The 23,860-nt window shown below is 70.2% G+C and carries 18 protein-coding genes and 1 tRNA gene; 8 read left to right on the top strand and 11 right to left on the bottom strand.

The window, feature by feature from the left end; genetic code table 11:
* Window positions 1–25 precede the first annotated feature (25 nt).
* From AC25YV_RS00290 to serS, 3 genes are all read right to left on the bottom strand, one after another.
* A tRNA-Ser gene (locus AC25YV_RS00290) sits at window positions 26–110 on the bottom strand.
* 263 nt (window positions 111–373) lie between these two features.
* Complete coding sequence (locus tag AC25YV_RS00285; protein WP_488121830.1) at window positions 374–1,291, bottom strand: HAD hydrolase family protein; 918 nt, start codon at window positions 1,289–1,291, stop codon at window positions 374–376.
* Window positions 1,288–2,562 (bottom strand): serine--tRNA ligase, encoded by a 1,275-nt coding sequence (gene serS / locus AC25YV_RS00280; RefSeq protein WP_488121829.1) that lies wholly within the window; start codon window positions 2,560–2,562, stop codon window positions 1,288–1,290. The genes AC25YV_RS00285 and serS overlap by 4 nt, the downstream gene beginning before the upstream one ends.
* Window positions 2,563–2,615: 53 nt before the next feature.
* Here serS and AC25YV_RS00275 point away from each other — a divergent pair, with 53 nt between their 5' ends.
* Window positions 2,616–3,785 (top strand): diacylglycerol/lipid kinase family protein, encoded by a 1,170-nt coding sequence (locus tag AC25YV_RS00275; protein ID WP_488121828.1) that lies wholly within the window; start codon window positions 2,616–2,618, stop codon window positions 3,783–3,785.
* 4 nt (window positions 3,786–3,789) lie between these two features.
* Window positions 3,790–5,124, top strand: a complete 1,335-nt coding sequence (locus AC25YV_RS00270) for a cryptochrome/photolyase family protein (protein ID WP_488121827.1) — start codon at window positions 3,790–3,792, stop codon at window positions 5,122–5,124.
* A 3-nt stretch (window positions 5,125–5,127) separates the two neighbouring features.
* On the opposite strand, the gene AC25YV_RS00265 is transcribed toward AC25YV_RS00270, so the two are convergent.
* The 6 genes from AC25YV_RS00265 to AC25YV_RS00240 all read right to left on the bottom strand — a co-directional run bounded on the left by AC25YV_RS00265 (window position 5,128) and on the right by AC25YV_RS00240 (window position 13,071).
* Window positions 5,128–5,628, bottom strand: a complete 501-nt coding sequence (locus AC25YV_RS00265; RefSeq protein WP_488121826.1) for an Ig-like domain-containing protein — start codon at window positions 5,626–5,628, stop codon at window positions 5,128–5,130.
* 133 nt (window positions 5,629–5,761) lie between these two features.
* Window positions 5,762–7,828 carry an alpha-galactosidase gene (locus AC25YV_RS00260; RefSeq protein WP_488121825.1) on the bottom strand — a complete coding sequence of 689 codons (2,067 nt, stop codon included), beginning with the start codon at window positions 7,826–7,828 and terminating at the stop codon, window positions 5,762–5,764.
* A gap of 7 nt (window positions 7,829–7,835) precedes the next feature.
* Window positions 7,836–9,167 (bottom strand): ABC transporter substrate-binding protein, encoded by a 1,332-nt coding sequence (locus AC25YV_RS00255; RefSeq protein ID WP_488121824.1) that lies wholly within the window; start codon window positions 9,165–9,167, stop codon window positions 7,836–7,838.
* 69 nt (window positions 9,168–9,236) lie between these two features.
* On the bottom strand, window positions 9,237–10,136 hold the full coding sequence (locus AC25YV_RS00250) for a carbohydrate ABC transporter permease (RefSeq protein WP_488121823.1): 900 nt from the start codon (window positions 10,134–10,136) through the stop codon (window positions 9,237–9,239).
* Window positions 10,133–11,062, bottom strand: coding sequence for a carbohydrate ABC transporter permease (locus tag AC25YV_RS00245; RefSeq protein ID WP_488121822.1), 930 nt, complete (start codon window positions 11,060–11,062; stop codon window positions 10,133–10,135). The genes AC25YV_RS00250 and AC25YV_RS00245 overlap by 4 nt, the downstream gene beginning before the upstream one ends.
* A complete protein-coding gene (locus tag AC25YV_RS00240) occupies window positions 11,059–13,071 on the bottom strand; it encodes a beta-galactosidase (RefSeq protein ID WP_488121821.1) in 2,013 nt (670 codons plus the stop codon). Before AC25YV_RS00240 ends, AC25YV_RS00245 begins: the two co-directional genes overlap by 4 nt.
* 232 nt (window positions 13,072–13,303) lie before the next feature.
* On the opposite strand from AC25YV_RS00240, the gene AC25YV_RS00235 reads away from it, so the two are divergent.
* The 3 genes from AC25YV_RS00235 to AC25YV_RS00225 all read left to right on the top strand — a co-directional run bounded on the left by AC25YV_RS00235 (window position 13,304) and on the right by AC25YV_RS00225 (window position 17,645).
* A complete protein-coding gene (locus AC25YV_RS00235; protein ID WP_488121820.1) occupies window positions 13,304–14,332 on the top strand; it encodes a LacI family DNA-binding transcriptional regulator in 1,029 nt (342 codons plus the stop codon).
* A gap of 166 nt (window positions 14,333–14,498) precedes the next feature.
* Complete coding sequence (locus tag AC25YV_RS00230; protein WP_488121819.1) at window positions 14,499–16,490, top strand: alpha/beta hydrolase; 1,992 nt, start codon at window positions 14,499–14,501, stop codon at window positions 16,488–16,490.
* Window positions 16,491–16,580: 90 nt separating this feature from the next.
* Window positions 16,581–17,645, top strand: a complete 1,065-nt coding sequence (locus AC25YV_RS00225) for an LLM class flavin-dependent oxidoreductase (protein ID WP_488121818.1) — start codon at window positions 16,581–16,583, stop codon at window positions 17,643–17,645.
* A 3-nt stretch (window positions 17,646–17,648) separates the two neighbouring features.
* On the opposite strand, the gene pheA is transcribed toward AC25YV_RS00225, so the two are convergent.
* Entirely contained in the window at window positions 17,649–18,599 is a 951-nt protein-coding gene (gene pheA / locus AC25YV_RS00220) for a prephenate dehydratase (RefSeq protein ID WP_488121817.1), read from the bottom strand.
* A gap of 100 nt (window positions 18,600–18,699) precedes the next feature.
* On the opposite strand from pheA, the gene pgm reads away from it, so the two are divergent.
* Window positions 18,700–20,340 carry a phosphoglucomutase (alpha-D-glucose-1,6-bisphosphate-dependent) gene (gene pgm, locus AC25YV_RS00215; protein WP_488121816.1) on the top strand — a complete coding sequence of 547 codons (1,641 nt, stop codon included), beginning with the start codon at window positions 18,700–18,702 and terminating at the stop codon, window positions 20,338–20,340.
* Between the two features lie 3 nt (window positions 20,341–20,343).
* Here the strand turns inward: pgm and AC25YV_RS00210 are convergent, their stop codons facing one another.
* Window positions 20,344–21,297, bottom strand: a complete 954-nt coding sequence (locus tag AC25YV_RS00210) for a LacI family DNA-binding transcriptional regulator (RefSeq protein ID WP_488122280.1) — start codon at window positions 21,295–21,297, stop codon at window positions 20,344–20,346.
* Window positions 21,298–21,466: 169 nt separating this feature from the next.
* Between AC25YV_RS00210 and galT the strand changes: the two genes are divergently transcribed.
* On the top strand, window positions 21,467–22,654 hold the full coding sequence (galT, locus tag AC25YV_RS00205) for a galactose-1-phosphate uridylyltransferase (protein WP_488121815.1): 1,188 nt from the start codon (window positions 21,467–21,469) through the stop codon (window positions 22,652–22,654).
* Window positions 22,651–23,832: a galactokinase gene (gene galK, locus AC25YV_RS00200; RefSeq protein ID WP_488121814.1), complete on the top strand. Its 1,182-nt coding sequence runs from the start codon at window positions 22,651–22,653 to the stop codon at window positions 23,830–23,832. The genes galT and galK overlap by 4 nt, the downstream gene beginning before the upstream one ends.
* Window positions 23,833–23,860: the final 28 nt, after the last annotated feature.

The following is a 23,860-nucleotide window of genomic DNA, read 5'->3' as shown; positions in this document are numbered from 1 at the left end:
GGTTCCCGCACACCCCTTGAATACGCGGAGGGTGTGGGATTCGAACCCACGGGACATCTCTGCCCACTGGTTTTCAAGACCAGGTCCATCGGCCGCTCGGACAACCCTCCCGGCGGATGCCACCGGCATCCGTCGAACAGGCGTCGAGTCTAGCCGACGGCACTGCTGAGTCATTGTTCCAGCGGCGGCTGTGCGACTTCTGAAAGCCGCGCCCGCCGCCCCGCGCCGTCCCGCGCCCGCCCCGCCGCGCCGCGCCCCGAACCATACCGATCCCGCCGAGACCGACGTCGTCGGCGTGCGGTTCGGCGCGATCGGTGCGGTTCGACGGAGAGCGAGCGGGCGGCAGACGAACCGCGGCGTCGGAGGCCGGGGGTCAGAGCGCGCGGAGGATGGCGGCTACCCCGCCGGCCTCGACCGACGCCGTGACCTCACCGGCGGCGTCGCGCACTTCCTGCGGACCCTGCTCCATCGCGACGGCGCGGCCGCCGTGCTCGAGCGCCCAGGCGAACATGCCGACGTCATTGCGTCCGTCGCCGATGACGAGCACGTTCTCGGGCTGGATGCCGAGCGTCGTGCGCACGCGCTCGAGCCCCGTGCTCTTGTCGACGCCGCGCGGGGCGATGTCGAGCCACGCCGTCCAGCCGACGGCGTACGAGACCTGGTTGAGGCCGATCCGCGCGACGAGCTCGACGAAGTCCTGCTCGGCCTTCTCGGGCGAGACCACGACGATGCGGCAGACGTCCTGCGTGCCCAAATCATCGAACGGCACTCGCTGCGCCGCGACGAGGTTCCAGTCGTCGAGGTACTCGGTGTAGAGCCGGTGCCCGTCGGGCAGTTCGACGAGGTACTTCCCATCGGGCAGGTGCTCGCGCAGCAGCGTCAGCACTTCGCGCGGGTCGAATGTCTCGATGTGCCACCGCTCGTACTGCAGATCGTCGGCGTCGATTCTGCGCAGCACGACGGCGCCGTTGGAGCACACGACGTACTCGGGAGCGATGCCGAGCACACGCAGGATGCCGCGCGTGCCCTCCCAGCTGCGGCCCGTCGCGATCATGACCTCGTGCCCCGCGAGGTGCGCGTGCTCGACGGCCTCGACGACGCCGGGGCTCAGCGATTCGTCTTCGAGGATGACGGTACCGTCGATATCGAGCACGATCAGCATGTGCTCGACACGGATGCCGGCGGCCTCGGTGTCGCGCGCGAGCTCGTCGACGAGCTCAACTGCCTCGGCCGGCTCGACGACGTCGATCTCGCCCGTTGCGGGCAGGCTCGACAGCTCGTCGTCGGTCATACGACCGGCTCGATGATGGCGAGCCCGCCGAGATAAGGGCGCAGCACCTCGGGTACGACGACGGATCCGTCAGCCCGCTGGTGCGTCTCGAGCAGCGCGACGATCCAGCGCGTCGTCGCGAGCGTGCCGTTGAGCGTCGCGACGGGCTGCGTCTTGCCGCCTTGATCGGCGGGCAGGCGGTGGCGGATATCGAGGCGACGAGCCTGGTAGGTCGTGCAGTTCGAGGTGGAGGTCAGCTCGCGATAGGCCCCCTGCGTCGGCACCCACGCCTCGATGTCGTACTTGCGCGCCGCGCTCGAGCCGAGGTCGCCCGCAGCGACGTCGATGACGCGATAGCTCAGACCCAGGTCCTGCAGCATCCGCTCCTGCAACCCGACGAGCCGCAGATGCTCGGCCTCGGCGTCGTCGGGCAGCGTGTAGACGAACATCTCGAGCTTGTTGAACTGGTGCACCCGGATGATGCCGCGGGTGTCCTTGCCGTACGAACCGGCCTCGCGGCGGTAGCACGTCGACCATCCGGCGTAACGCTTCGCGCCCTTCGTGAGGTCGAGGATCTCATCCATGTGGTAACCGGCCAGCGGCACTTCGCTCGTGCCGACGAGGTACAGGTCGTCGTCTTCGAGGTGGTACACCTCGGCCGCGTGCTCGCCCAGAAAGCCCGTGCCGCGCATGACTTCGGGGCGCACGAGCGTCGGCGGGATGAGCGGGGTGAACCCCTCTTGCAGGGCACGATCGAGCGCGAGCGACATCAAAGCGAGCTCGAGACGCGCGCCGATGCCGGTGAGGAAGTAGAAGCGACTGCCCGACACCTTCGTGCCGCGTTCCATGTCGATCGCGCCGAGCTTCTCGCCGAGCGCGAGGTGATCGAGGGGCTCGAAGTCGAATGCCGGCACATCGCCATGCGTGCGCAAGGTGACGAAGTCGGCCTCGCCCCCGGGAGGTACGCCGTCGATCACGATGTTCTCGATGCGAGCGAGGGCCGCATCCGCGGCCTCTTCGGCGGCGGTGACGGCGTGCTGGGCTTCTTTCACGCGCTCGCTGAGCTGTTTGGCCTCGGCCACGAGGGCGGCCTTCTCGTCTTTGGGCGCGCGTGCGACGGTCTTGCCGTGCGCATTCTGCGCCGCGCGCAGCTCTTCGAAGGTCGTGATGGCAGCACGACGCGCACGGTCGGCCTCGAGCGCAGCGTCGACGGTGTCGGAGGAGTGCCCACGCGCCTCCTGCGAGCGCTTGACCAGCTCGGGATTATCACGGAGAAGGACGGGATCGATCACCCGACAATCCTCGCATGCGGGCTCCCGCACGGCATCCTGCGCATAATGGTCGAATGGCCACCCCCGATCGGAACAGTTCTCACAACGCAGACGCACCCGATCCGGTGACGGCGGCGGCCCCTGACGATGTCATCCGCGAGCCCGAGGACATCGCCCCCGACAAGACCGACGGCGACACCGGCGAAGCGCGCCGCGTCGACGCCGAGGGCGACACGGCCCGCATGGCGGGGGCCGGTGACAAGCCGGTCCCGAAGGCGGCGCTGGTCTACAACCCCATCAAGACCGATGCTGACCAGCTGCGCGACACCGTGTCGCGGATCTCGTCGGATGCCGGGTGGTCGGAGCCGCTGTTCTACGAGACGACCGTCGACGACCTCGGCGACGACATCACTCGTCAGGCCCTCGACGCGGGAGCCGATGTCGTGCTCGTCGCGGGCGGTGACGGCACCGTGCGCGCCGTGTCCGAGGCCATGGCGGGCTCGGGTGTTCCCCTCGCCATCGTGCCGAGCGGTACGGGCAACCTGCTCGCCCGCAATCTGCGCCTGCCGCTGACCGAGCCCGAGGCGATGATCCGCGCCGCGTTCGAGGGGGACAGGCACCCGATCGACATCGGCTGGGCGCGCCTGCGCCGTGCCGACGGCGAGCGCGCCGAGCATGCGTTCGTCGTCATGGGCGGCATCGGCCTCGACGCCGCGATGATCGCCAACACGAGTCCGCAGCTGAAGAAGACCGTGGGGTGGGTCGCGTACGTCGACGGCGCCGCGCGCTCGCTCGCCAAGGCCAAGCGCTTCCGCGTCATGTACCAGCTCGCCGGGCGGCGTCTGCATTCGGCCCGCGTGCAGAGCATCCTCTTCGCGAACTGCGGGTCCCTGCCGGCCGGACTCGAGCTCGTGCCCGATGCGTCGCTCGTCGACGGGGCCCTGGACATCGTCATCGTGCAGCCGAAGGGCGCGTTCGGCTGGCTCTTCGTCTGGCGACGCGTCGCATGGGACAACAGCGTGCTGCGGCGTTTCCGCGCGGGGCGGCGTGTGCTGGCGATCCGCACGAAGGACAGCTCGATCATCTATTCGCGTGGAACCGGGATCGCGATCGGCGCGAGCGAGCCGCACCCTGTTCAACTCGACGGCGACGAGTTCGGCGAGGCCGTCGAGGTCGACACACGGATCGACGCCGGCGCACTGACGATAGCGGTACCCCGCGGACACGACCTCAGCGGGCTCTGACGCCGTGATCGCCCCGTCGGTCGTCTGGTTCCGCGACGACCTGCGCCTGGCCGACAACCCCGCGCTGCACGCGGCGATCGACCGGGGTGGACCGGTCGTGGCGCTCTACGTGCTCGATGAGGAGTCGCCCGGCGTCCGCGCACTGGGGGCAGCGGCGCGCTGGTGGCTGCATCACTCGCTCGCTTCGCTCGGGGCGCGCCTGCGCGAGCGGGGTTGCAGACTCGTGCTGCGCCGCGGACCCGCCGGCCGGGTGCTGCGCCAGGTCGTCGCCGAAACGGCCCCGGCCGCCGTCTTCTGGAACCGCCGCTACAGCGAGCCCGAACGCGAGATCGACACCGAGCTGAAGTCCTCCCTGCGGGACGCGGGGATCGACGTCGCCTCGTTCGGGGCTTCTCTCCTGCACGAACCATGGGAGGTGCGCACAGGAACCGGGACACACTATTCGGTCTTCTCGCCGTTCTGGCGCGCCTGCCTTGCACTGCCCGCTCCCCGGTCCCCTCTGCCGGAACCGCACGAGATCCCGGGCCCCGGCCGTGCGCCCGCGTCGGACGACCTCGACGACTGGGCGCTGCTTCCCACCGCCCCGGACTGGGCCGGGGGCCTGCGCGAGACGTGGGAGCCGGGCGAGCCGGCAGCCCGCCGACGCCTGTCAGAGTTTCTGAGGAACGACGTTGCCTCGTATGACCGTGCACGCGACGAACCCGCGGCAGGAGCGACGTCGCTGCTGTCGCCGCGGCTGCGCTGGGGCGAGGTGAGCCCGCACACCGTGTGGCACGAGGCGATCGCGGCGGGCGAGTCGGGCGGCTTCCTATCCGAGCTCGGCTGGCGCGAGTTCGCCTGGCACACCCTGTTCCACAAGCCCGACCTGGCGGGGCGCAACCTGCGGAGCGAGTTCGATGCATTCCCGTGGCCGGCGCTGAACACCGCTCACCTGCACGCCTGGCAGCGGGGTGAGACGGGGGTCCCGCTCGTCGATGCGGGCATGCGCGAGTTGTGGCGCACGGGCTTCATGCACAACCGCGTGCGGATGGTGACAGCGTCGTTCCTCATCAAGAACCTGCTCATCGACTGGCGGCGCGGCGAGGAGTGGTTCTGGGACACGCTCGTCGACGCGGATGCCGCCAACAACCCGTTCAACTGGCAATGGGTCGCCGGGTCAGGCGCCGATGCTGCGCCCTATTTCCGGGTCTTCAACCCCGAACTGCAGGCGAAGAAGTTCGATGCCGACGGCCACTACGTCTCGCAGTGGGCCGGCGACGCGCCGACCGAGCCCATCGTCGACCTCGGCGAGACACGAAGGGCCGCCCTCGCGGCATACGAGGTCGTCAAGCGGAGCTGACGATCAGCGTCCGAGCGAAGCGAAGACTCCCGCGATGACCCGGGCGACGAGTTCGCTGAGCCACTCGAGCGACGGCGGCTCGTGCTCGGTCACGTCGAAGGCCGACGTGACGGTGCGGGCGCTGCCGGCTGCGTCGGTGACCGTCGCGCTGATCGTGTACGCACCGGCAGCGAGGTCGGCCGGCAGCGCGTACGAGCCGATCCAGGTGTGCGCACCGATCGAGGCGGTGGCCGACGTGGAGCCGACCGCTGCGATGAACGTGCCGTTGGCGTCGTAGAGGTCGATCGTGAGCCGCTCCAGCGGTGCGGCGTGCGCCGCCGACAGCGTGACGTCGCCGAGGCTGCCCCGCACGAGCGACGCGCCCGCGGCGGGCGACTCGATCGCGAGCGCCGGCGAGGCGGTGCCCACGGAGTCAGAGAACCCGGTGGCGGTGGATGCGACGGCGGTCGCCGGAACGGCGATGAAAAAGGCTTGCGCGACGATGACTGCGGCCAGGCAGCCCACGACAGCGCGCCCACGACGGTGCGTTAGCAAAGGACAACTCCCCAGCTGTGATCTTGCGATCAGTTCCCCAAACGGAAGCCCCGCGCTCCCGCATGCAACGTATCAAGAACCCGGCGAATCCGGAAGCATTCGATCACCCTCCAATCGCGGTCGCCGAGATCACGAGTGCCCCGCCGGGAGTGAGCAGCGGCATCGGCAGGCCCAGCGACGTGAGCACCGACCCGGGCAGCTCCACACCCTCCGCCAGCCAGGGCGGTGGCGCATCCTGCACGACCCGAGGCTCAGCCCCGATGTCGAGGGTCTCGACGCGGTAGCGGCGGTGGGGGTGGAGACCGCAGAGGCGAAGCGGCGCCGGGAGCGCGGCATCCGTCGCCGCGACGACCCCGTACGAGAAGAGCGCGCGACCGCCGTCGTGCGCGACCACCCCGTGCGCCATGATCGCCGGGTCGGAGTCGTCCAGTCGCACGACGCGGCCCGTGTGCAGCAGATCGCGGTGCCGGCGGTGCACGCTCGTCCACCGCCGGAGCGCGTCACGCTCGGCGAGGGTGATCCCGGTGAGGTCGGACTCGATACCGGCATGGCCGAAGAGGGCCGTGGCGAGGCGGAACGAGAGGTCGGACACGCGCCCGGTCGTGTGGGCGCGGGCGTCGCCGACGTGCGAGCCGAGGTATTCGGGCGGCACGAGCACACCGGTCCAGCGCTGGATGCGCTGACGCTCGAGCGGGTCGTTCGTGTCGCTGGTCCAGACCCGGTCGACACGGCGCAGGATCTCGAGGTCGATGCGGGCGCCGCCGGACGCGCACGACTCGATCTCGAGCAGCGGGTGTGCCGTGCGAAGGCGGTCCAGCAGGCGGTAGAGAGCGCGCACCTGGTCACGTGACCCCTCGATGAGCAGATCGCGGTTGTGGTCCCACTTCAGGTATGAGATCGGGTATTCGCGCAGCAGGGCGTCCAGCCGGGCGAAGAGGTGGTCCTCCACCTCGGGGTTCGCGAGGTCGAGGACGTGCTGCCAACGCCACGTCACCGATTCGGGATCGGTGAGCAGCCACTGCGGATGCTGCCGCACGAGGTCGGATTCCAGGCTCGCCATCTCGGGCTCGACCCAGAGCCCGAACTGCATGCCCGCCGCCGTGACCCGCTCGGCCAGCGGCGCGAGGCCTTCGGGCCATTTGGCCGGGTCGACCACCCAGTCCCCGAGCGCGCGCCGGTCATCGGTGCGCCCGGTGAACCACCCGTCGTCGAGGACGAAGCGTTCGACACCGACGTCGGCGGCCGCTGCGACGAGCGGCTCGATGCGCGACAGGGAGTGATCGAAGTAGACGGCCTCCCACGTGTTGAGCGAGACGGGACGCGGACCCTGATGCGTCGACCACGACCGCACCCACGGGTGCAGTCGATCGGACAGCCCGTCGATCCCCTCGTCGGACCAGACCGCGACGACGGTCGGCGAGACGTAGTCGTCACCGGCGGCCACGTCGAGGTGCTCGAACCGCTCCCCCGCGCCTACGACGGTGGGCCCCAGGGCGGTGCGCTCGAACCACTGACGCCGGTCCCCGCTCCAGGCGACGTGGGTCGCCCAGACTTCGCCCGCGCCGAACCCGAACCCGGTCGTGCCCGCCATCATCAGGAACGGGTCGTCGTGCCCGCCGCGGCCGTGCCGGCTCTCGCGCAGCCACACCCCGTGCGCGGGGTGAAGTCGCTGCGGTTCACGCTCGAGGGCCCAGCGGCCCGAGAAGTCGACGACCTCGCGGGCGCGCGCGGGCACCGGAAGCACGACGTCGGCTGCGCGCAGCCGCAAGGGCGTCGAGCCCAGGTTGCGGACCATCTGCCGCACGAGAAGCACCCCGTGCACGGTCATCTCGAGGCGGGTCGTGACCGCGGCATCCGCCCACCGACTCGTGACCTCGACGACATCGCCCTCGCGCGTCGTCGAGACATGTCGAGGAATGCCTCGTACGGCGTCGATCGACAGCGCCGGGCGACCTGACCACCCCTCGCCCAGAGCGGGCAGGAGGGGCACGGCAAGTGGGGCATCGATCGAACTCGGCCCGACGGCGGGGATGCCCGCGTCGCCCAGAGCGGCGAGGTCGGCGTCGGTGAGCGCCCCCAGATCGCCACCCCAGTGGGTGACACGGGGAACGCCCGCGCCGCGGGAGTCGAGCACGAGGCTGACTCCCGCGGCGCGGAGGTGATGAATCACGCGCAGATCACTCCGCGACGGGGATGGACTGCGCCTTGAGCGTCGAGATCGTCGACGACTGCGCCGACTCGAGCGCCTGCAGGAGCGTGCCCTGACCCGTGACGGCCTTCTGGAAGCCGTCCGAGACGTCGGCGTAGGTCTGCGTCATGGTCGGACCCCACACGAAGTCGGGGTTGACCTGCTCGGCGGCCTCGGCGAAGACATCGTAGATCTTCTGCCCGCCGTAGAACTCGACCCCTTCCTGCAGCGATGCGAGGCTGAGCCCCTCGGTCGTGGCGGGGTAGATGTTCGCCGAGACGTTGAGCGCCGTCAGCGACTCCTCAGACGTGTTCAGCCACAGCGCGAACTTCGTCGCCTCGTAGAGGTGATCGGTGCCCTTGAAGACCGCGATCGACGAGCCGCCCCAGTTGCCGGCGCTCTGCTCGCCGGCTTCCCACTGCGGTGCCGAAGCGACCGACCACAGACCCGCGGTGTCGGGTGCGCCGCTGGAGATCGAGTTGGCACCCCAGACGGCCGAGACCCAGCTCCAGACCTCGCCGGAGTTGTAGGCGTTGTTCCATTCCTCGGTCCATGCCGGGTACGTCGCGACGAGGTCCTCGTCCAGGAGCTCCTGCCAGTAGTCGGCGACCGTCGTCGACTCCTCGCCGGTCAGGTCCACCGTCCACTGGTCGCCGTCGTTGGTGAACCAGTCACCGTTGGCCTGCCAGACGAAGCCCGCGAACTGGTTGATGTCGGCGGTGGAGAAGTTCGTGATGTAGCCGCCGGCCTCGCGCACCTTGACGGCGGCATCCTTGTACTCGGCCCACGTCGTGGGAACCTCGATGCCGTTCTGCTCGAACAGGTCGGAGCGGTAGAACAGCGCCATCGGGCCCGAGTCCTGCGGGATGCCGAACACGCCGTCGTCGGTGCCGAGGGTGACCTGGCCCCACGTCCACGGGATGAACTCGGATTCGGCGGCGACGACGTCTTCGCACGCGGCGAGGTTCTCGAGGCCGTCCTGCACGCGGAAGCTCGACAGCGCGTCGTACTCGATCTGGCCGAGATCGGGGGCGTTCCCCGCCTCGAGCTGGCTGAAGAAGCTCTTGTAGGTGCCCGAGTTGCCGTTGGGGCCCGTCTGCACGCGCACCTGGATGTCGGGGTTCTCCTCGTTCCAGACCTCGACGACATCTTCGATGCCGGGGATCCACGACGTGAAGTCGAGCGTGACGTCGCCGTCGGCGGGGGCGCACGCGGCGGCGTCGACGCCGTCGCTGCCACCGTCACCGGCGGCGCATCCGGTCATCGTGATCGCGGTGAGCAGTGCGACGCCCGTGGCGACTGCCCTCTTGGTGTTCTTCATGATGTTCCTAACTTGGTGGGGGTGTTCTGCTGTATTTCGGATGCCGCCGGCCGGGGCCGACCGCGGGGATCACTTCACGGAGCCGCTGCCCAGTCCGTTGCGCCAGAAGCGCTGCAGCAACAGGAAGGCGATGATGAGCGGGACGATCGAGAGGAACGAGCCCACGAGCACGTACGTGCGCAGCTCGGGGATCTGGTTCAGTTGCGTGTTCCACGCATAGAGGCCGTAGGTCACCGGGAAGAGCTCTTCGCTGCGCAGCATGATGAGCGGCAGGAAGAAGTTGTTCCAGATCGACACGAACTGGAACAGGAAGACCGTCACGAGAGCGGGCATCATGAGGCGCACCGAGACTGTGAAGAAGGTGCGCACTTCGCTCGACCCGTCGATCCGACTCGCTTCGATGAGCTCATCGGGCACCGACGACGCGGCGTAGATGCGACTGAGATAGACACCGAACGGGCTCACGATGCTCGGCAGCAGCACCGCCCAGAACGTGTTGGTGAGGTTGACCTGGCTGAACAGCAGGAAGAGCGGAAGCGCGAGCGCCGTCGCCGGAACGAGGACACCGCCGAGCACGATGTTGAAGAACGTCTCACGCCCGCGGAAGCGGTACTTGGCCAGCGCATACCCGCACATGCCGGCCACGACCGTCGCCAGCAGCGCGCCGATGCCCGCGTAGCCGAGGCTGTTCAGCAACCACCGCAGGTAGACCCCGTTGCCATACGCCAGCAGGTCGCCGACGTTGTCGAAGAAGTTCCAATCGGCGAACCACAGTGCGGGAGTGGTCAGCAGATCGCCGCGGTCCTTCGTGGAGGCGATGAACAGCCACCAGATCGGAACCAGGAAGTACAGCGTGAACACGCCCATGACGATGAGCGCGGCCCCGCGGGACAGGATGCTCTCGCGCGGCCCTCGCGACGGGGCGAGGTCGTCCGCGGTCGCGCCGCGGGTGCGGGTCAGGAGGCTCATGGGTTCGCCTTCCGCTGGGTGAGTCTGAGGAACACGAACGAGAGCGCGAAGGTCGCCAGGGCCAGCACGACCGAGAAGGCCGCGGCGAGGTTCGTGTTGGGGATGGCGCTCGTTGCGTAGATCGTCATGTTCGGCGTGAAGCTCGACGAGACGGCGGCGCTGAACGAGCGGAAGACCTGCGGCTCGGCGAGCAGCTGCAGGGTGCCGATGATCGAGAAGACAGCGGTGAGGATGAGCGCGGGGGCGACCATGGGGATCTTGATGGACCACGCGATCCGGATCTGTCCGGCTCCGTCCAGTCTCGCTGCCTCGTACACCTCGGACGGGATGGCCAGCAGCGCCGAGTAGATGATGAGCATGTTGTAGCCGACGAACACCCACGTGACCACGTTGGCTATCGACCACAGGACGAGTTCCGGCGAGAGGAAGTTGATCGCGCGCGTCACGTCGGTGAACGGCGACAGGTTGGGCGAGTAGAGGAAGCCCCACATGATCGCCGCGATGACCCCCGGAACGGCATAGGGCGCGAAGAACGCCAGCCGGAAGAACTTCTTGCCCTTCAGGGCGGGCGAGTCCAGCAGCAGCGCGAACAGCAGCGCGAGCCCGAGCATGATGGGCACCTGCACGACACCGAACAGCAGCACGCGGCCGACCGCCTCCCAGAACGGCGCATTCTGGAAGACGTAGATGTACTGCGTCAGTCCGCCGAAGACCTGCTGTGGCGCGCCGTATGTACCCTCGCGCTGCACGACCAGCAGCGACTGCCATACGGCGTAGCCGATGGGCAGGAGGTAGAAGAGCAGGAAGAGCACTCCGAAGGGTGCCGTGAAGATCGCGATGGCGCCCTTGTGCGGGGTCTTGCGGCGGGGCGGCCTGTCGGCGGGTGCCCGTCGGCGGCGAGGCGCCTGTGCCTCGAGAACAGTCATGCCCTCTCCTCTCGAACGACACGCACGGCGCCGGCCGGCACGACGACGGCTCCGGCCGTCGGCATCCCGGTGATCAGCTCTGTGCCGGCGACGGTCGCCGTGATGTCGACGTCGCCGTGGTTGACGACGAAGACGTAGGAACGGTCGTCGGCGCGACGGCGCACGATCTCGTAGCGGCCACCCTCTGCGCTGACGGCAGCGGGAGCCGAGACACCGGCGGCGGCGACGAGGCGTGCCATAAGTGCACGGTACGCCTGCGGGTCGGGCAATGTCGCGACGTACCACGCGTCGCCGTCGCCCCAGGTGTTGCGCGTGACGGCGGGGGCCCCCGCCGAGGGGCCGTCGACGAAGGATGCCACGACCTCTGCCGTCGTCGTGCGCGTGCGCTCGGACCACAGCGATGCCGTGGTGCCGTCGTCGAGGTTCAGCGTCGTCTCGGGGGCGGTGGGTGCGAACTCCTCTACCCGGATGCCGAGAGCGTCGCGGAAGGGACCGGTGTACCCACCCGTCCACACCCGGTCCTCGGCGTCGACCGTGCCGCTGTAGAACGTGACCAGGGCCGTGCCGCCCGCAGCGACCCAATCGGTGATGACGGCGGCTTCCTCGGCGCGCACGAGGTGCAGCCCCGGAACGACGACGAGACGGTACCCGCTCAGGTCGGCACCGGGCGCGACGACGTCGACCGTGACGCCGAGCGCGTGCAGCGCGTCGTAGGCGGCGTGCACCTGATCGAGGTATCCCACGGCCTGGCTCGGGCGCGACATCGACTGCGTCGCCCACCATGCCTCCCACGAGTAGACCAGCGCCACCTCGGCGACGACGCGGGTGCCGGCGACCTCGCCGAGACGCTGCACCGCCTGACCGAGCTCGACCACCTCGCGCCACAGCGCCGAGTCGGTGCCGGCGTGCGGCAGCATCGCGGAGTGGAACTTCTCGGCGCCCTGCACGGATGCCCGCCACTGGAAGAAGCACACGCCGTCGGCGCCGCGAGCGACGTGGGTGAGGGAGTTGCGCACCATCTCACCGGGCTGCTTGGCGAGGTTGAGCGGCTGCCAGTTGACCGCGCCGGTGGAGTGCTCCATGAGCAGCCACGGCGCGCCATGACCGAGCCCGCGGGTGAGGTCGGCGGCGAAGGCCAGCTCGACGGTGGGATCGGCCAGCCGGTTGTCGAGGTAGTGGTCGTTGGCGATGACGTCCATCTCGGGTGCCCACGACCAGTAGTCGAGGTTCTCGATGTGCGCCGTCACCATGAAGTTCGTCGTGATGGGCCGGTCACTGCGCGGTCGGATGACCTCGGCCTCGGCCCGGTAGTAGTCGAGCAGCTGGTCGGAGCTGAAGCGGTGGAAATCCAGCGCCTGGCCGGGATTTCCGAGCGACAGCGTGGACCGCGGGGGCAGGATCTCGTCCCACTCGCGATACGTCTGACTCCAGAAGGCCGTGCCCCACGCGGTATTGAGCGCCTCGATCGTGTCGTAGCGGGCCTGCAGCCAGCGACGGAAGGCGGCGGCGCTCTCATCGCAGTAGCAGAGGGCGTTGTGGCATCCGAGTTCGTTCGAGACGTGCCACAGGCTCACCGCGGGGTGGTTGCCGTACCGACCGGCGACTTGTTCGACCAAGCGCAGCGCGGCTTCGCGGAAGACCGACGAGCTGGGGCAGAACGCCTGGCGGCCGCCGAACGAGTGGCGCGTGCCGTCTTCGGCCATCGGGAAGAGCTCGGGGTGCTGTCGCGTCAGCCACGCGGGCGGTGAGGCCGTGCCGGTGCCGAGATTGATCCGGATGCCGGCGGCGTGCAGTCGCTCGAGGATGTCGTCGAGGCGGGAGAAGTCGTATTCGCCGGCGCGGGGCTCGATGTGCGACCAGCCGAAGATGTTGATCGCGACGATATCGACGCCCGCCTCGCGCATCAGCTCGATGTCTTCTTCCCACACCTCCGGAGCCCACTGCTCGGGGTTGTAATCGCAGCCGAAGGCGATGCCGTCGTGCTCGAAGGGGCGGTGGGGGCGGGTCATGCTGCGGTCCTCGACTCTGTGAACGTGCACAGCTGGAACCGAGATGCATCTGCGTTACGACGCTGTGAACGTGTACAGAGTAAGCACGGCCCTCGACGCTGTCAACACCGCGCCGGCCTTCCGGCGACTGGCCCGGCCGCATCCGGGCGGGCATACCGCGTCGTCCCGATCGTCCGCCCTGACCTCACGGCCGGATGGCGGCGGCGCGGCCGGGTGCGCGCGTGCCCCTACGATGGGCGTCGTGGAGAGCACAGGTCGCCGCCGTCGAGCCACGGTGAAGGACGTCGCCCTTGAGGCAGGCGTCTCACGCGGCACCGTCAGCCGGGTTCTCAACGGACAGCGCTACGTGTCCGACGAGGCCCGCACCGCCATCGACGCGGCGATCGAGAAGGTCGGATTCGTCCCCAACCGCGCCGCGCGCAGCCTCGTCATGCAGAGCTCGCAGGCCATCGGCCTCGTCGTGCACGAACCCCACTCGCTGTTCGTCGAGGACCCGAACATCGCCTCGATCCTGCTCGGCGCGAACGCCGCCCTGTCCGAGGCCGACTACCAGATGGCATGTCTCATCGCCGACTCGCCGCGCGACATCGAGCGGCTGTCCCACTACCTCGGCGCCGGGCTCATCGACGGCGTCATCATCGTCTCTGCCCGCGTGGGCGACCCGATCACGCAGGCCGTGCAGAAGCTGCAGCTGCCCGCGGCCTTCGTCGGTCACCCGCGCGACATCGGCGAGGCCGCATACGTCGCGATCGACAACCGGGGCGCCGCGCGGCAGGTCACGACGCGCCTCGCGGAGACCGGCCGCGCACGGATCGGCATGATCGCCGCCGCCCTGGACCGCGACTCCGGTTCGGACCGCCTGGCGGGTTTCGTCGACGCGCTCGGGCACCACTTCGACCCGCAGCTCGTCGAGAGCGTGCCGCTGTACTCCTTCTCGGACGGGCAGAAGGGCATGCGCGCCCTCTTGGAGCGCGCGCCCGACATCGACGGCGTCTTCGCCTCGAGCGATGCGGTGGCCGCCGGCGCGATGGAAGTCCTGCAGGCAGCGGGGCGCGTCGTGCCACGGGATGTCGGCATCGTCGGGTTCGACGACAGCTCCTGGGCGCTGCGATGCGACCCGCCGCTGTCGACCGTGCATCAGCCGGCGAACCAGCTGGGACGCGCCGCGGCCGAGTCGGTACTGCGCCAGCTGCGCGGCGAACCGGCCGCGAGCAAGGCGACGGTGCTGGACTGCCCCATCGTGTGGCGCGCCTCAGCCTGACCGATCGGCCATCGCGCCAGACGGTTGACAGTGCCGGGGCCCGGTGTCACCCTGTGTACGTGCACAGGGCCAACCGCTCTTACCTGTGAACGTGCACACACTCGGAACACCCCCGCCGAGGCGCATCGCACCGATGACGCGCTCACCCACAACGAAGTAGGAGCACGTGAACATCACCGTCCCCCCGCGGCGCAGAGCCGCACTCGCCGGAGGGATCGCCGCCGCCGTGGCGGTGTCCCTCCTCGCTTCTCCTCCCGCGACCGCGCAGACCCCCGCGCCGGTCCCGCAGGCCGTGCAGACCGCACCGCCCGCCTCGGTGTCGATCGACCTCGAAGGCACATGGAAGTTCACCAAGGGCGACGACCCCGCCTTCGCCGCGCCGGGCTTCGACGACTCGGCCTGGTCGGACATCCGCGTGCCCGGCGATGGCACGCCCTTCGCCGACTACGACGGCTTCGGGTGGTACCGCCTGGACTTCGTCCTGCCCGCAGAGGCGCAGGGCGCCAACCTCGTGGCATCCCTCGGGTTCCTCGATGATGTCGACGAGGCATTCCTCAACGGCGTGCGCATCGGTGGGTCCGGCACCATGCCGCCCGCCGCGAGCAGCCAGTGGTTCGAGAAGCGCCTCTACCCCGTGCCCGCCGACGCGCCCGTCTTCGGCGGCGAGAACACCCTCGCCGTGCGCCTCTACGACATGAGCGGCGGCGGCGGCTGGTACGAGGGGCCGGTCGGCATCTTCTCGAAGGACGCCGTGCGCGAGAACGTCTACGGCATCTCGGGTCCGCTCGCCGATGACGCGCAGACCGCTGCCGTCAGCGCCGTCCTCGCTGCGCAGCGCGCCGCGCTGGCCGCCGGCGATGCCGACGCCTACCTCGCGACCCTCGAGCAGTCGTACTTCCACGACGGCCGCACGAAAGAGCGGCGGGACCGCGAAGTGCGCTCATGGCTGGCCGAGTCCGGAACGCTCTCCCTCAGCGACAGCGAGGTCGAGGTGGTCGCCGGTCCCGATGGAACGCTCATCGTCGACACGAACCGTACGATCACCGGCACCCGCGACGGCGCGAGCCACGTCTTCCAGCCGGCCGCGCAGGAGTTCCTGCGCTTCTCGCCCGAGACCCTGCGCGAAACCGGCAACCAGTCGCGCTTCTTTCGCGAGACCGTCGATTCCACGCTCGAGGGTGCCCCTCGGGAGTTCGTGACCTACCTTCCGCCGTCGTACCTCGAAGAGCCGAACCGGCGCTACCCCGTGGTCTATCTGCTGCACGGCATCAACGGCGGCAGCCGCGAATGGGAGCCGCGCGACATGGATGACGTACTGGACGCGCTGTGGGCCGACGGGCTCGCCGAGACCATCGTCGTCATGCCCGACGGCGAATCCCTCTGGTACGCCGATCAGCCCGGCGGCACGCCCTGGCGCAGCATGTTCCTCACCGAGATGATGCCTCTCGTGGACGCCGAGTACCGCACGCTGCCCTCGCGGGAGTTCCGTGGCCTGTCGGGGGTTTCGATGGGCGGGTTCGGCGCCTACTCCATCGGCTTCGCCAACCCCCAGCTGTTCTCGTCGCTCGCCTCGCACATCGGCGCGTTGAGCTTCTCGTCGGCGGGGTTGTCGACGCCGCTCTCGCAGGCGGCCGCCATGAGCACCGAGCAGCTGTCGCAGTACTCGTTCTACTTCGATGCGTGCGAGTTCGACGAGTACCGCTTCGACAACGCCGCCCGCACCATGAGCGCCACGCTCACCGCGAAGGGCGTGCCGCACACGTGGCTCGTCGAGGCCGAGGGCCGGCACAACGACGCCTGCTGGATGCCGCACCTCAGCGACTCGTTCGGCATGCACTCCGACAGCTTCCGCTCGTCGGGCCTGATAGAGGAAGCGCTCGCGGTCGACGCGACCCCGCGCACACTCGGCGGCAAGGTGTACGTATCGGTCTCGGCGACCAACAACCAGACGACGCCGGCCGACATCGTGATCACGACGCCTTACGGCGCCAAGACGTTCGCCGCGGTGGCACCGGGCAAGACCGTCGCCGTGTCGGTGAACTCGCGTCTGGCCGCGGTGCCTGCTGGCCAGGCCAGCGTCACGGCGACCTGGACCGTCGACGGCGATACCGTGACCGAGACGCGGACCGCGCCGTTCGGCGTGTTCCCCTCCCGCTGAGTCGCACGATCGTGAGGGGCGGGGCTGGCAGCAGCCCCGCCCCTTCGACTGTCCGGAATCATCCCCGGCCCCGGCGGGTTGTGCCAGAGGATGTCTGCTTCCGCCGCTCCTGCCCTGTCCGTCCTCGACCTCGTGCCCGTGCGCACGGGGCAGACCAGCCCCGAGGCCGTCGCGGCGTCGCTCGGTCTCGCGCAGCACGCCGACAGGCTCGGCTATCGCCGGTACTGGTTCGCCGAGCACCACAACATGCCCGCGGTCGCCTCGACGTCGCCGCCCGTCCTGATCGCAACGGCGGCAGCACGCACGACGACGATCCGCGTCGGCTCGGGCGGGGTCATGCTGCCCAACCACTCGCCGCTCGTCGTCGCCGAGCAGTTCGCGGCGCTCGAGGCGATCGCCCCCGGGCGCATCGACCTCGGGATCGGCCGTGCCCCCGGCAGCGACCCGGTCATCTCGCAGCTGCTGCGCATGTCCGGAACGACGAGCGACGTGGAGCGGTTCCCCGAGCACATCCGCGACATCCTCGGACTCGTCTCGCCCGACGGCGCTACCGTGCGGTTCACCTCGGGCGGCACGTACGACGTGCATGCGACCCCGGCGGCGCGCACCGTGCCCGAGGTCTGGCTGCTCGGCTCGAGCGACTACTCGGCTCAGCTGGCGGCGAGCTTCGGCCTGCCGTACGTCTTCGCGAACCACTTCTCGGGTGAGGGCCTGGACCGAGCGCTCGATCTGTACCGCTCGCGGTTCCAGCCCTCCGCGCTGCTCGACGCCCCGCGGACGTTCCTCACGGCGAACGCGATCGCAGCTCCGACCTCAGACGAAGCCGAGGAGCGCGCTCTTCCGCAGCTGCGGATGATGGCGCGGCTGCGCACGAACCGGCCGCTCACGGCGCTCGAGTCCGTCGAACAGTCGATCTCGGGGGCGGCCGACTTCGACGCCCTCGCGCAGTCGATCATGGCGTCGTCGCGCGCGAACTGGTTCATCGGCACGGGTGCCGAGGTCGCGGCATCCGTCACGGCGTTCGCCGCGAAGCACGAGGTCGACGAAGTGATGATATCGCCCGTCGCCGGCTCGTACGAGAACGAGCCGATGGACACCGCGCACGGCCGCGCACAGACGCTCGAGCTTCTCGCCGCCGCGATGACCGCGGCGTGACCATCAGGCCGCGGGCTCGCCGCTGACGAGGGCCCGCAGCCAATCCCGCGCTTCGACGAAGACATCGTCGGCATACCGGTCGGGATAGCGCACGACCTGGCGGTCGGCCCGCGGGTACGAGCCGAGGAAGATCACGCGAGGGCTGAACCGGCGCAGCCCCATGAGGGCGTCCGCGACGCGCTCGTCGCGGATGTGCCCGTCCGCGTCGATGACGAAGCGGTAGCGTCCCATCTCATCTCCGATCGGACGCGACGCGAGCAGCGACAGGTTGATCCCCCGCGTCGCGAACTGCTCGAGCATCTCGAGCAGCGCGCCGGGGTACTCCTCGGGAAGCTCGACGATGAGCGAGGTCTTGTCGGCGCCCGTCGGCTCGGGCGGCTGCACCGTGCGACTCACCAGCACGAAGCGGGTCACGGCGTTCGGGTTGTCGCCGATCTTCGATGCGAGCAGCTCGAGATCGTGATGATCGAGGATGCCGGGCGGCGCGATCGCGGCATCGGCGTTGCTGGAGCCGTCCACGATGCCGACAGCGCTGGCGACATTGCTCGCGGCGGGCAGATGCGCGTGCGCGGGAAGGTTCTTGGTGAGCCATTGCAGGCACTGCGCGTAGGCGACGGGGTGCGCCGCGACGAGTGAGACGTCGTCGAGCCGCGTGCCGCGCGCTGCGACGAGCACGAACTCGACCGGCACGAGGTACTCCCCCACGATCCGCAGCCCCGGCACGGTGGCCAGGGCATCCTGAGCCGTCGAGACCCCGCCGTCGACCGAGTTCTCGATCGCGATCATGGCGGCATCCGACCGCCCCGTGACGACGTCGCCGAGCGCTTCGCCGACGTTGCGCACGGGCCGCCAGCGCTGGCCGCGGGCCTCGGGAACCTGCGCGAGGGCTGCTTCGGTGAAGGTGCCCGCGGGCCCGAGGAAGCTGTACGTGCGGGTTCCGGGCTCGGCAGTCACCCGCTCAGCCTACGCCGCACCCGCATCCGGGCACCGGGTGTCCTGCGGCTCATCGGACGTGTCCCGTGCGTTGCAGGCCCGCTGCGGGCAGACTGGGACGATGAGCCGAGCTGGACAGCCCGCCGAAGCATCCGACCTGATCGACGTCGACGACCTGATCGCGGCGTACTACGACCGCAGGCCCGACCCCGACGAACCCGCGCAGCGCGTCGCCTTCGGCACGAGCGGCCACCGCGGCTCGTCGCTGTCGTCGAGCTTCAACGAGGACCACATCCTCGCCACGACCCAGGCGATCGTGGACTACCGCCGCAGCCAGGGCATCGAAGGGCCGCTCTTCCTGGGCCGGGACACGCACGCCCTCTCCCGCCCCGCCGAACGCAGCGCGATCGAGGTGCTCGTGGCCAACGGCGTCGACGTGCGCGTGGACAGCCGCGATTCGTGGGTGCCCACCCCAGCCCTCTCGCACGCGATCCTGACCTACAACCGCGGTCGCGACATCGCCGACACCGGGCGCGCCGACGGCATCGTCGTGACGCCGTCGCACAACCCGCCGCGCGACGGCGGCTTCAAGTACAACCCGCCTCACGGCGGGCCCGCCGACACCGACGCGACCGGATGGATCGCGACGCGCGCCAACGAGCTGATCGCCGCGGGATTGGCCGGGGTCGCCCGCACCCGTTACGCCGACATCGAGGCGGAGTCGATCGGCACGTACGACTTCCGTGACGCCTACGTGCGCGACCTCGTGACGATCATCGACCTCGACGCGATTCGCCGGGCGGGCGTGCGGATCGGCGCAGATCCCCTCGGTGGCGCCTCGGTCGACTACTGGGCGCTCATCGCCGATATGCACGACCTCGACCTCACGGTCGTCAACCCCGACGTCGATCCGACGTGGAGCTTCATGACGCTGGACTGGGACGAGAAGATCCGCATGGATCCTTCCTCGCCCTCAGCGATGGCCTCACTGGTCGCACGGCGCGACGAGTACGACATCCTGACGGGCAACGACGCCGACGCGGATCGCCACGGCATCGTCACCCCCGACGCGGGACTGATGAACCCGAATCACTTCCTGGCGGTCGCGATCGACTACCTGTACGCGCATCGGCCCGGCTGGCCGGCCGATGCCGCGGTCGGCAAGACACTCGTGTCGTCGATGATCATCGACCGGGTGACGGCGGCGCTCGGCCGGCAGCTGTACGAAGTGCCGGTCGGCTTCAAGTGGTTCGTGCCCGGACTGCTCGACGGGTCGATCGCGTTCGGCGGCGAAGAGTCTGCCGGCGCCTCGTTCCTGCGCATGGACGGCTCGGTCTGGACGACCGACAAAGACGGCATGCTGCTCTGCCTGCTCGCCGCCGAGATCCTCGCCGTCACGGGCAAGACGCCGTCCGAGCGCTATGCCGAGCTCGAGGCCGAGTACGGTGCATCCGCGTACGAGCGGGTCGACGCGCCCGCGACGCCGGAGCAGAAGGCCACGCTCGCCCGGCTCTCGCCCGACGCCGTCGCGGCGTCGGAGGTGGCGGGCGAGCCGATCACGGGCAAGCTGTCCCACGCTCCCGGCAATGGCGCGGCGATCGGCGGACTCAAGGTGCAGACCGCCGATGCGTGGTTCGCCGCCCGCCCCTCGGGCACCGAAGACGTCTACAAGCTGTACGCCGAATCGCTGCGCGGACCGGAGCACCTCGCTCAGGTTCAGGCCGAAGCGCGCGCCGTCGTCGCCGAGGCCCTCGACGGCTGATGCTCAGGGCGCGCTGTCGCGCACGATGAGCGTCGTCGGGGTGACGTGCGCTGCGACGGGTGCGCCGTCGATCGCCGCCGTGAGGGCCAGCACGGCGCGCTCGCCGAGCGCCTGGAAGTCCTGGCGGACCGTGGTCAGCGGCGGGCGGAACTCCGCGGCATCCGGCACATCGTCAAAGCCCACCACGGCGACGTCTTCGGGGATGCGGCGACCGGAATCGGCGAGAGCGCGCAGCAGGCCGAGCGCCATCTGGTCGTTCGCCGCGAAGACGGCCGTGACGTCGGCGGGCAGCGCCGCGGCCGCGCGGTGACCGGAAGACGCACTCCAATCACCGCGGAGCACCTCGGGCCGGGCCGCCCCCGCCGCGGCGAGCGCTTCGCGCCAGCCCCGCTCCCGCTCATCTGCGGCGAACGACCCCGCGGGGCCCGCAATGTGCCAGACGGTCTCGTGCCCCGACGCGAGCAGGTGCCGGGTGGCGGCGAGGGCGCCCCCGGCGTGGTCCGAGTCGACCACGCCGAAGCGCGGGTCAGGAGGCGAGTCGACCACGACCAGGTGCAGCTGCGCGGGCGCTTCGGCGTCGCGCGCCAGGGCGGTCGCCTCGTTGAGCACGATCGCCCCATCGACGCCCTGGTCGCTCAGCCGCTCGAACGCGTCGGTGAGTGAGGCCCGCTCACTGGCCATGACAAGAGCGAGCGCGTAGCCGCGCACCGCAGCGGCGTCGGACACGGCCTGCAGCATGCGGAAGTTGCCGACCGTCGCGAGGGTCGACGCGACGACGCCGATCGTGCCGCTGCGGCCGGTCCGCAGAGCGCGCGCGGCGCGGTGCGGGCGATAGCCCAGTGCGGCCATCGCCGCCTCGACCCGGGCGCGGGTCGTGGGGTCGACGCGCGGGCTGCCGTTGACGACCCGGGACACCGTCTGCCCCGACACCCCGGCTCGCGCGGCGACGTCGGCCATCGAGACGCGGCGCCCGTCGGCGGCGGGTCGGGGCCGGGGGCTGCGCCCGCGGCGAGCCTCGTGGTCGCGTTCGAGACGCTCGAAGGCACGCATCTCGGGATCCACCGGCACCTCCGCGTACAACTCAGGAGTGTTGACGTTACCACGGGTTCGCGGGTACCGTGTTGACGTGAACACTCCGGAGAACGACACCCCCGCGGCCGGCGAAGTGCTCGGCGCCGGTGTCGTCAAGCGGTCCACCGTCCTCGCCGACGGCCGCGAACTCATCTACTTCGACGACCCCGACACGACCCTCGGCCCGGAACGCGCCGTCGACGCCCGTGTGAGCACGCCTCGCCCACCGACAGCGTCGATGCGCCGCGACGTCCTCACCGGCGACTGGATTTCGATCGCCGCGGCGCGGCAGAACCGCGCGTTCCTGCCCCCGGCCGAACTCGACCCGCTGGCCCCGCAGACTCCGACGAACCCGTCCGAGATCCCCTCGCGCTACAACGTCGCCGTCTTCGAGAACAAGTCCCCCTCGTTCGGCCCCGCCCTGGCCGAGGCGCACGGCGATGCGCCGGCCGCGATCGATCCTCCGCGCGGCACCGACGATCTGACGGCGCCCGGCCTCGGCCGCACCCGCACGTCGGTCGGTCGCTGCGAGGTCGTGTGCTTCAGCCCCGAGCACGAGGGGTCGTTCGGCACCCAGACCCGCACCCGCGCCCGCACCGTGATCGAGGCGTGGGCTGATCGCACGGCGGCACTGTCGGCCCTTCCCGGAATCGAGCAGGTGTTCCCGTTCGAGAACCGCGGCGAGGCGATCGGGGTGACCCTCGCCCACCCCCACGGTCAGATCTACGCCTACCCCTACGTCACTCCGCGCACCGCGACGCTTCTCGCCTCGATCCGGCGCGAGGGCGCCGACCTGTTCGAGCGGATCCTCGACTTCGAGCGGGCCTCCGAGCGCGTCGTGCTGGCGGGCGAGCACTGGACGGCGTTCGTTCCCTTCGCCGCGCGCTGGCCCCTTGAAGTGCACTTGCTGCCGCATCGCCACGTCGCCGACTTCGCCGAGACGAACGACGCCGAGCGCGACGAGCTCGCCCCCCTGTACCTGCGCCTCCTGCGCGGCATCGACGCCCTCTATGACACGCCGACGCCGTACATCGCCGCCTGGCACCAGGCTCCGGTGCACGAGGGCCGCGACACCGTGCGCCTGAATCTGCAGCTCACGAGCCCGCGTCGCGCCGCGGACAAGCTCAAGTACCTCGCCGGCTCGGAGGCCGCGATGGGGGCGTGGATCGGAGACATCCCCCCCGAGGTCGCCGCAGAGCGTCTGCGCGAGGCCGTCGCGACGATCCCCGAGGTGCAGGCATGAGCGCCGCGCGTGAGCTGTTCGAGACCGTCTACGGCCGCGAGCCCGAAGGCACCTGGTCGGCACCGGGACGAGCCAACCTGATCGGCGAGCACACCGACTACAACGACGGGTTCGTCCTGCCCTTCGCGATCCAGCACCGCACGCAGGTCGCCCTCGGCACCCGCGACGACGGCCGCATCCGCGTCGTCTCGCAGTTCCCGGGCGGCTCGCCGCACGACAGCGCGCCCGTCGAGCTCTCCCTGGCCGACCTCGACGCCCTTTTCCCCGCTCGTCGCGACGAGGTCCGCGAGTGGGCCCGATACCCGCTCGGCGTCGCGTGGGCGCTGATGCGTGCCACGGGCGTCGACTCCCCGACCGGCGTCGACCTGGCCTTCACGACCGAGGTCCCTGTCGGGGCAGGGCTGTCCTCGTCTGCGGCGATCGAAGGTGCGACCGCTGCCGCCCTCAACGACATCTGGCACCTCGGACTCGAGGGCGAGGCTCTGGCCCAAGCGGGTCGGACGGCCGAGAACGAAGCGGTGGGTGCGCCCACCGGGATCATGGATCAGATGGCCTCGATCAAGGGCCAGGCGGATGCCGCCATCTTTCTGGACTGCCGCACCCTGGACGCGACCGTGGTCGACCTCGGCTTCGCCGCTGCGGGCTTGCAGCTCGTCGTCATCGACACGGGCGTCCGGCATGCGCACGCGAGCGGAGGCTACGGCGAGCGCCGGGCGGCCTGCGAGCGCGGTGCCGCGATCATGGGCGTCCCGGCCCTGCGGGATCTGCAGCCCGCCGACCTCGGCCGCGCGCGCGACCTCATGGACGACGTCACCTTCCGCCGGGTCCGCCACGTCGTGACCGAGAACCAGCGGGTGCTGGACACCGTGCGCACGCTGCGCGAACACGGTCCCGCCGCGATCGGCGACCTCCTCATCGCCTCGCACGCCTCGATGCGCGACGACTTCGAGATCTCGGTGCCGGAACTCGACACCGCGGTCGATGCGGCGCTCGCGGCCGGGGCGATCGGTGCGCGCATGACCGGCGGCGGGTTCGGCGGCGCCGCCATCGCCCTCGTGCCGCACGACCGCGTCGACGCCGTCGCGGATGCCGCGCGGTCGGCGTTCGCCGCATCCGGTTTCACCGCCCCCACGGTGTTCACCGTGACGCCGTCCGCGGGCGCAGGCCGCGACGACTGACGCGGTCAAGGCCTGGCACTTCGCACCC

The organism is Microbacterium sp. Y832 (genome assembly GCF_057669765.1).
Note: the sequence above shows the minus strand (reverse complement) of the source record. Positions and strands in the feature narration are given on the sequence as shown.

Coding starts and splice junctions, on each gene's coding strand:
- AC25YV_RS00285 (WP_488121830.1), bottom strand. CDS start 1,291: ATGACCGACGACGAGCTGTCGAGCCTGCCCGCAACGGGCGAGATCGAC.
- AC25YV_RS00250 (WP_488121823.1), bottom strand. CDS start 10,136: ATGAGCCTCCTGACCCGCACCCGCGGCGCGACCGCGGACGACCTCGCC.
- AC25YV_RS00240 (WP_488121821.1), bottom strand. CDS start 13,071: ATGACCCGCCCCCACCGCCCCTTCGAGCACGACGGCATCGCCTTCGGC.
- galK (WP_488121814.1), top strand. CDS start 22,651: ATGAGCGCCGCGCGTGAGCTGTTCGAGACCGTCTACGGCCGCGAGCCC.
- AC25YV_RS00210 (WP_488122280.1), bottom strand. CDS start 21,297: ATGGCCGACGTCGCCGCGCGAGCCGGGGTGTCGGGGCAGACGGTGTCC.
- AC25YV_RS00255 (WP_488121824.1), bottom strand. CDS start 9,167: ATGAAGAACACCAAGAGGGCAGTCGCCACGGGCGTCGCACTGCTCACC.
- pgm (WP_488121816.1), top strand. CDS start 18,700: ATGAGCCGAGCTGGACAGCCCGCCGAAGCATCCGACCTGATCGACGTC.
- AC25YV_RS00245 (WP_488121822.1), bottom strand. CDS start 11,062: ATGACTGTTCTCGAGGCACAGGCGCCTCGCCGCCGACGGGCACCCGCC.
- AC25YV_RS00235 (WP_488121820.1), top strand. CDS start 13,304: ATGGGCGTCGTGGAGAGCACAGGTCGCCGCCGTCGAGCCACGGTGAAG.
- AC25YV_RS00225 (WP_488121818.1), top strand. CDS start 16,581: ATGTCTGCTTCCGCCGCTCCTGCCCTGTCCGTCCTCGACCTCGTGCCC.
- AC25YV_RS00275 (WP_488121828.1), top strand. CDS start 2,616: ATGGCCACCCCCGATCGGAACAGTTCTCACAACGCAGACGCACCCGAT.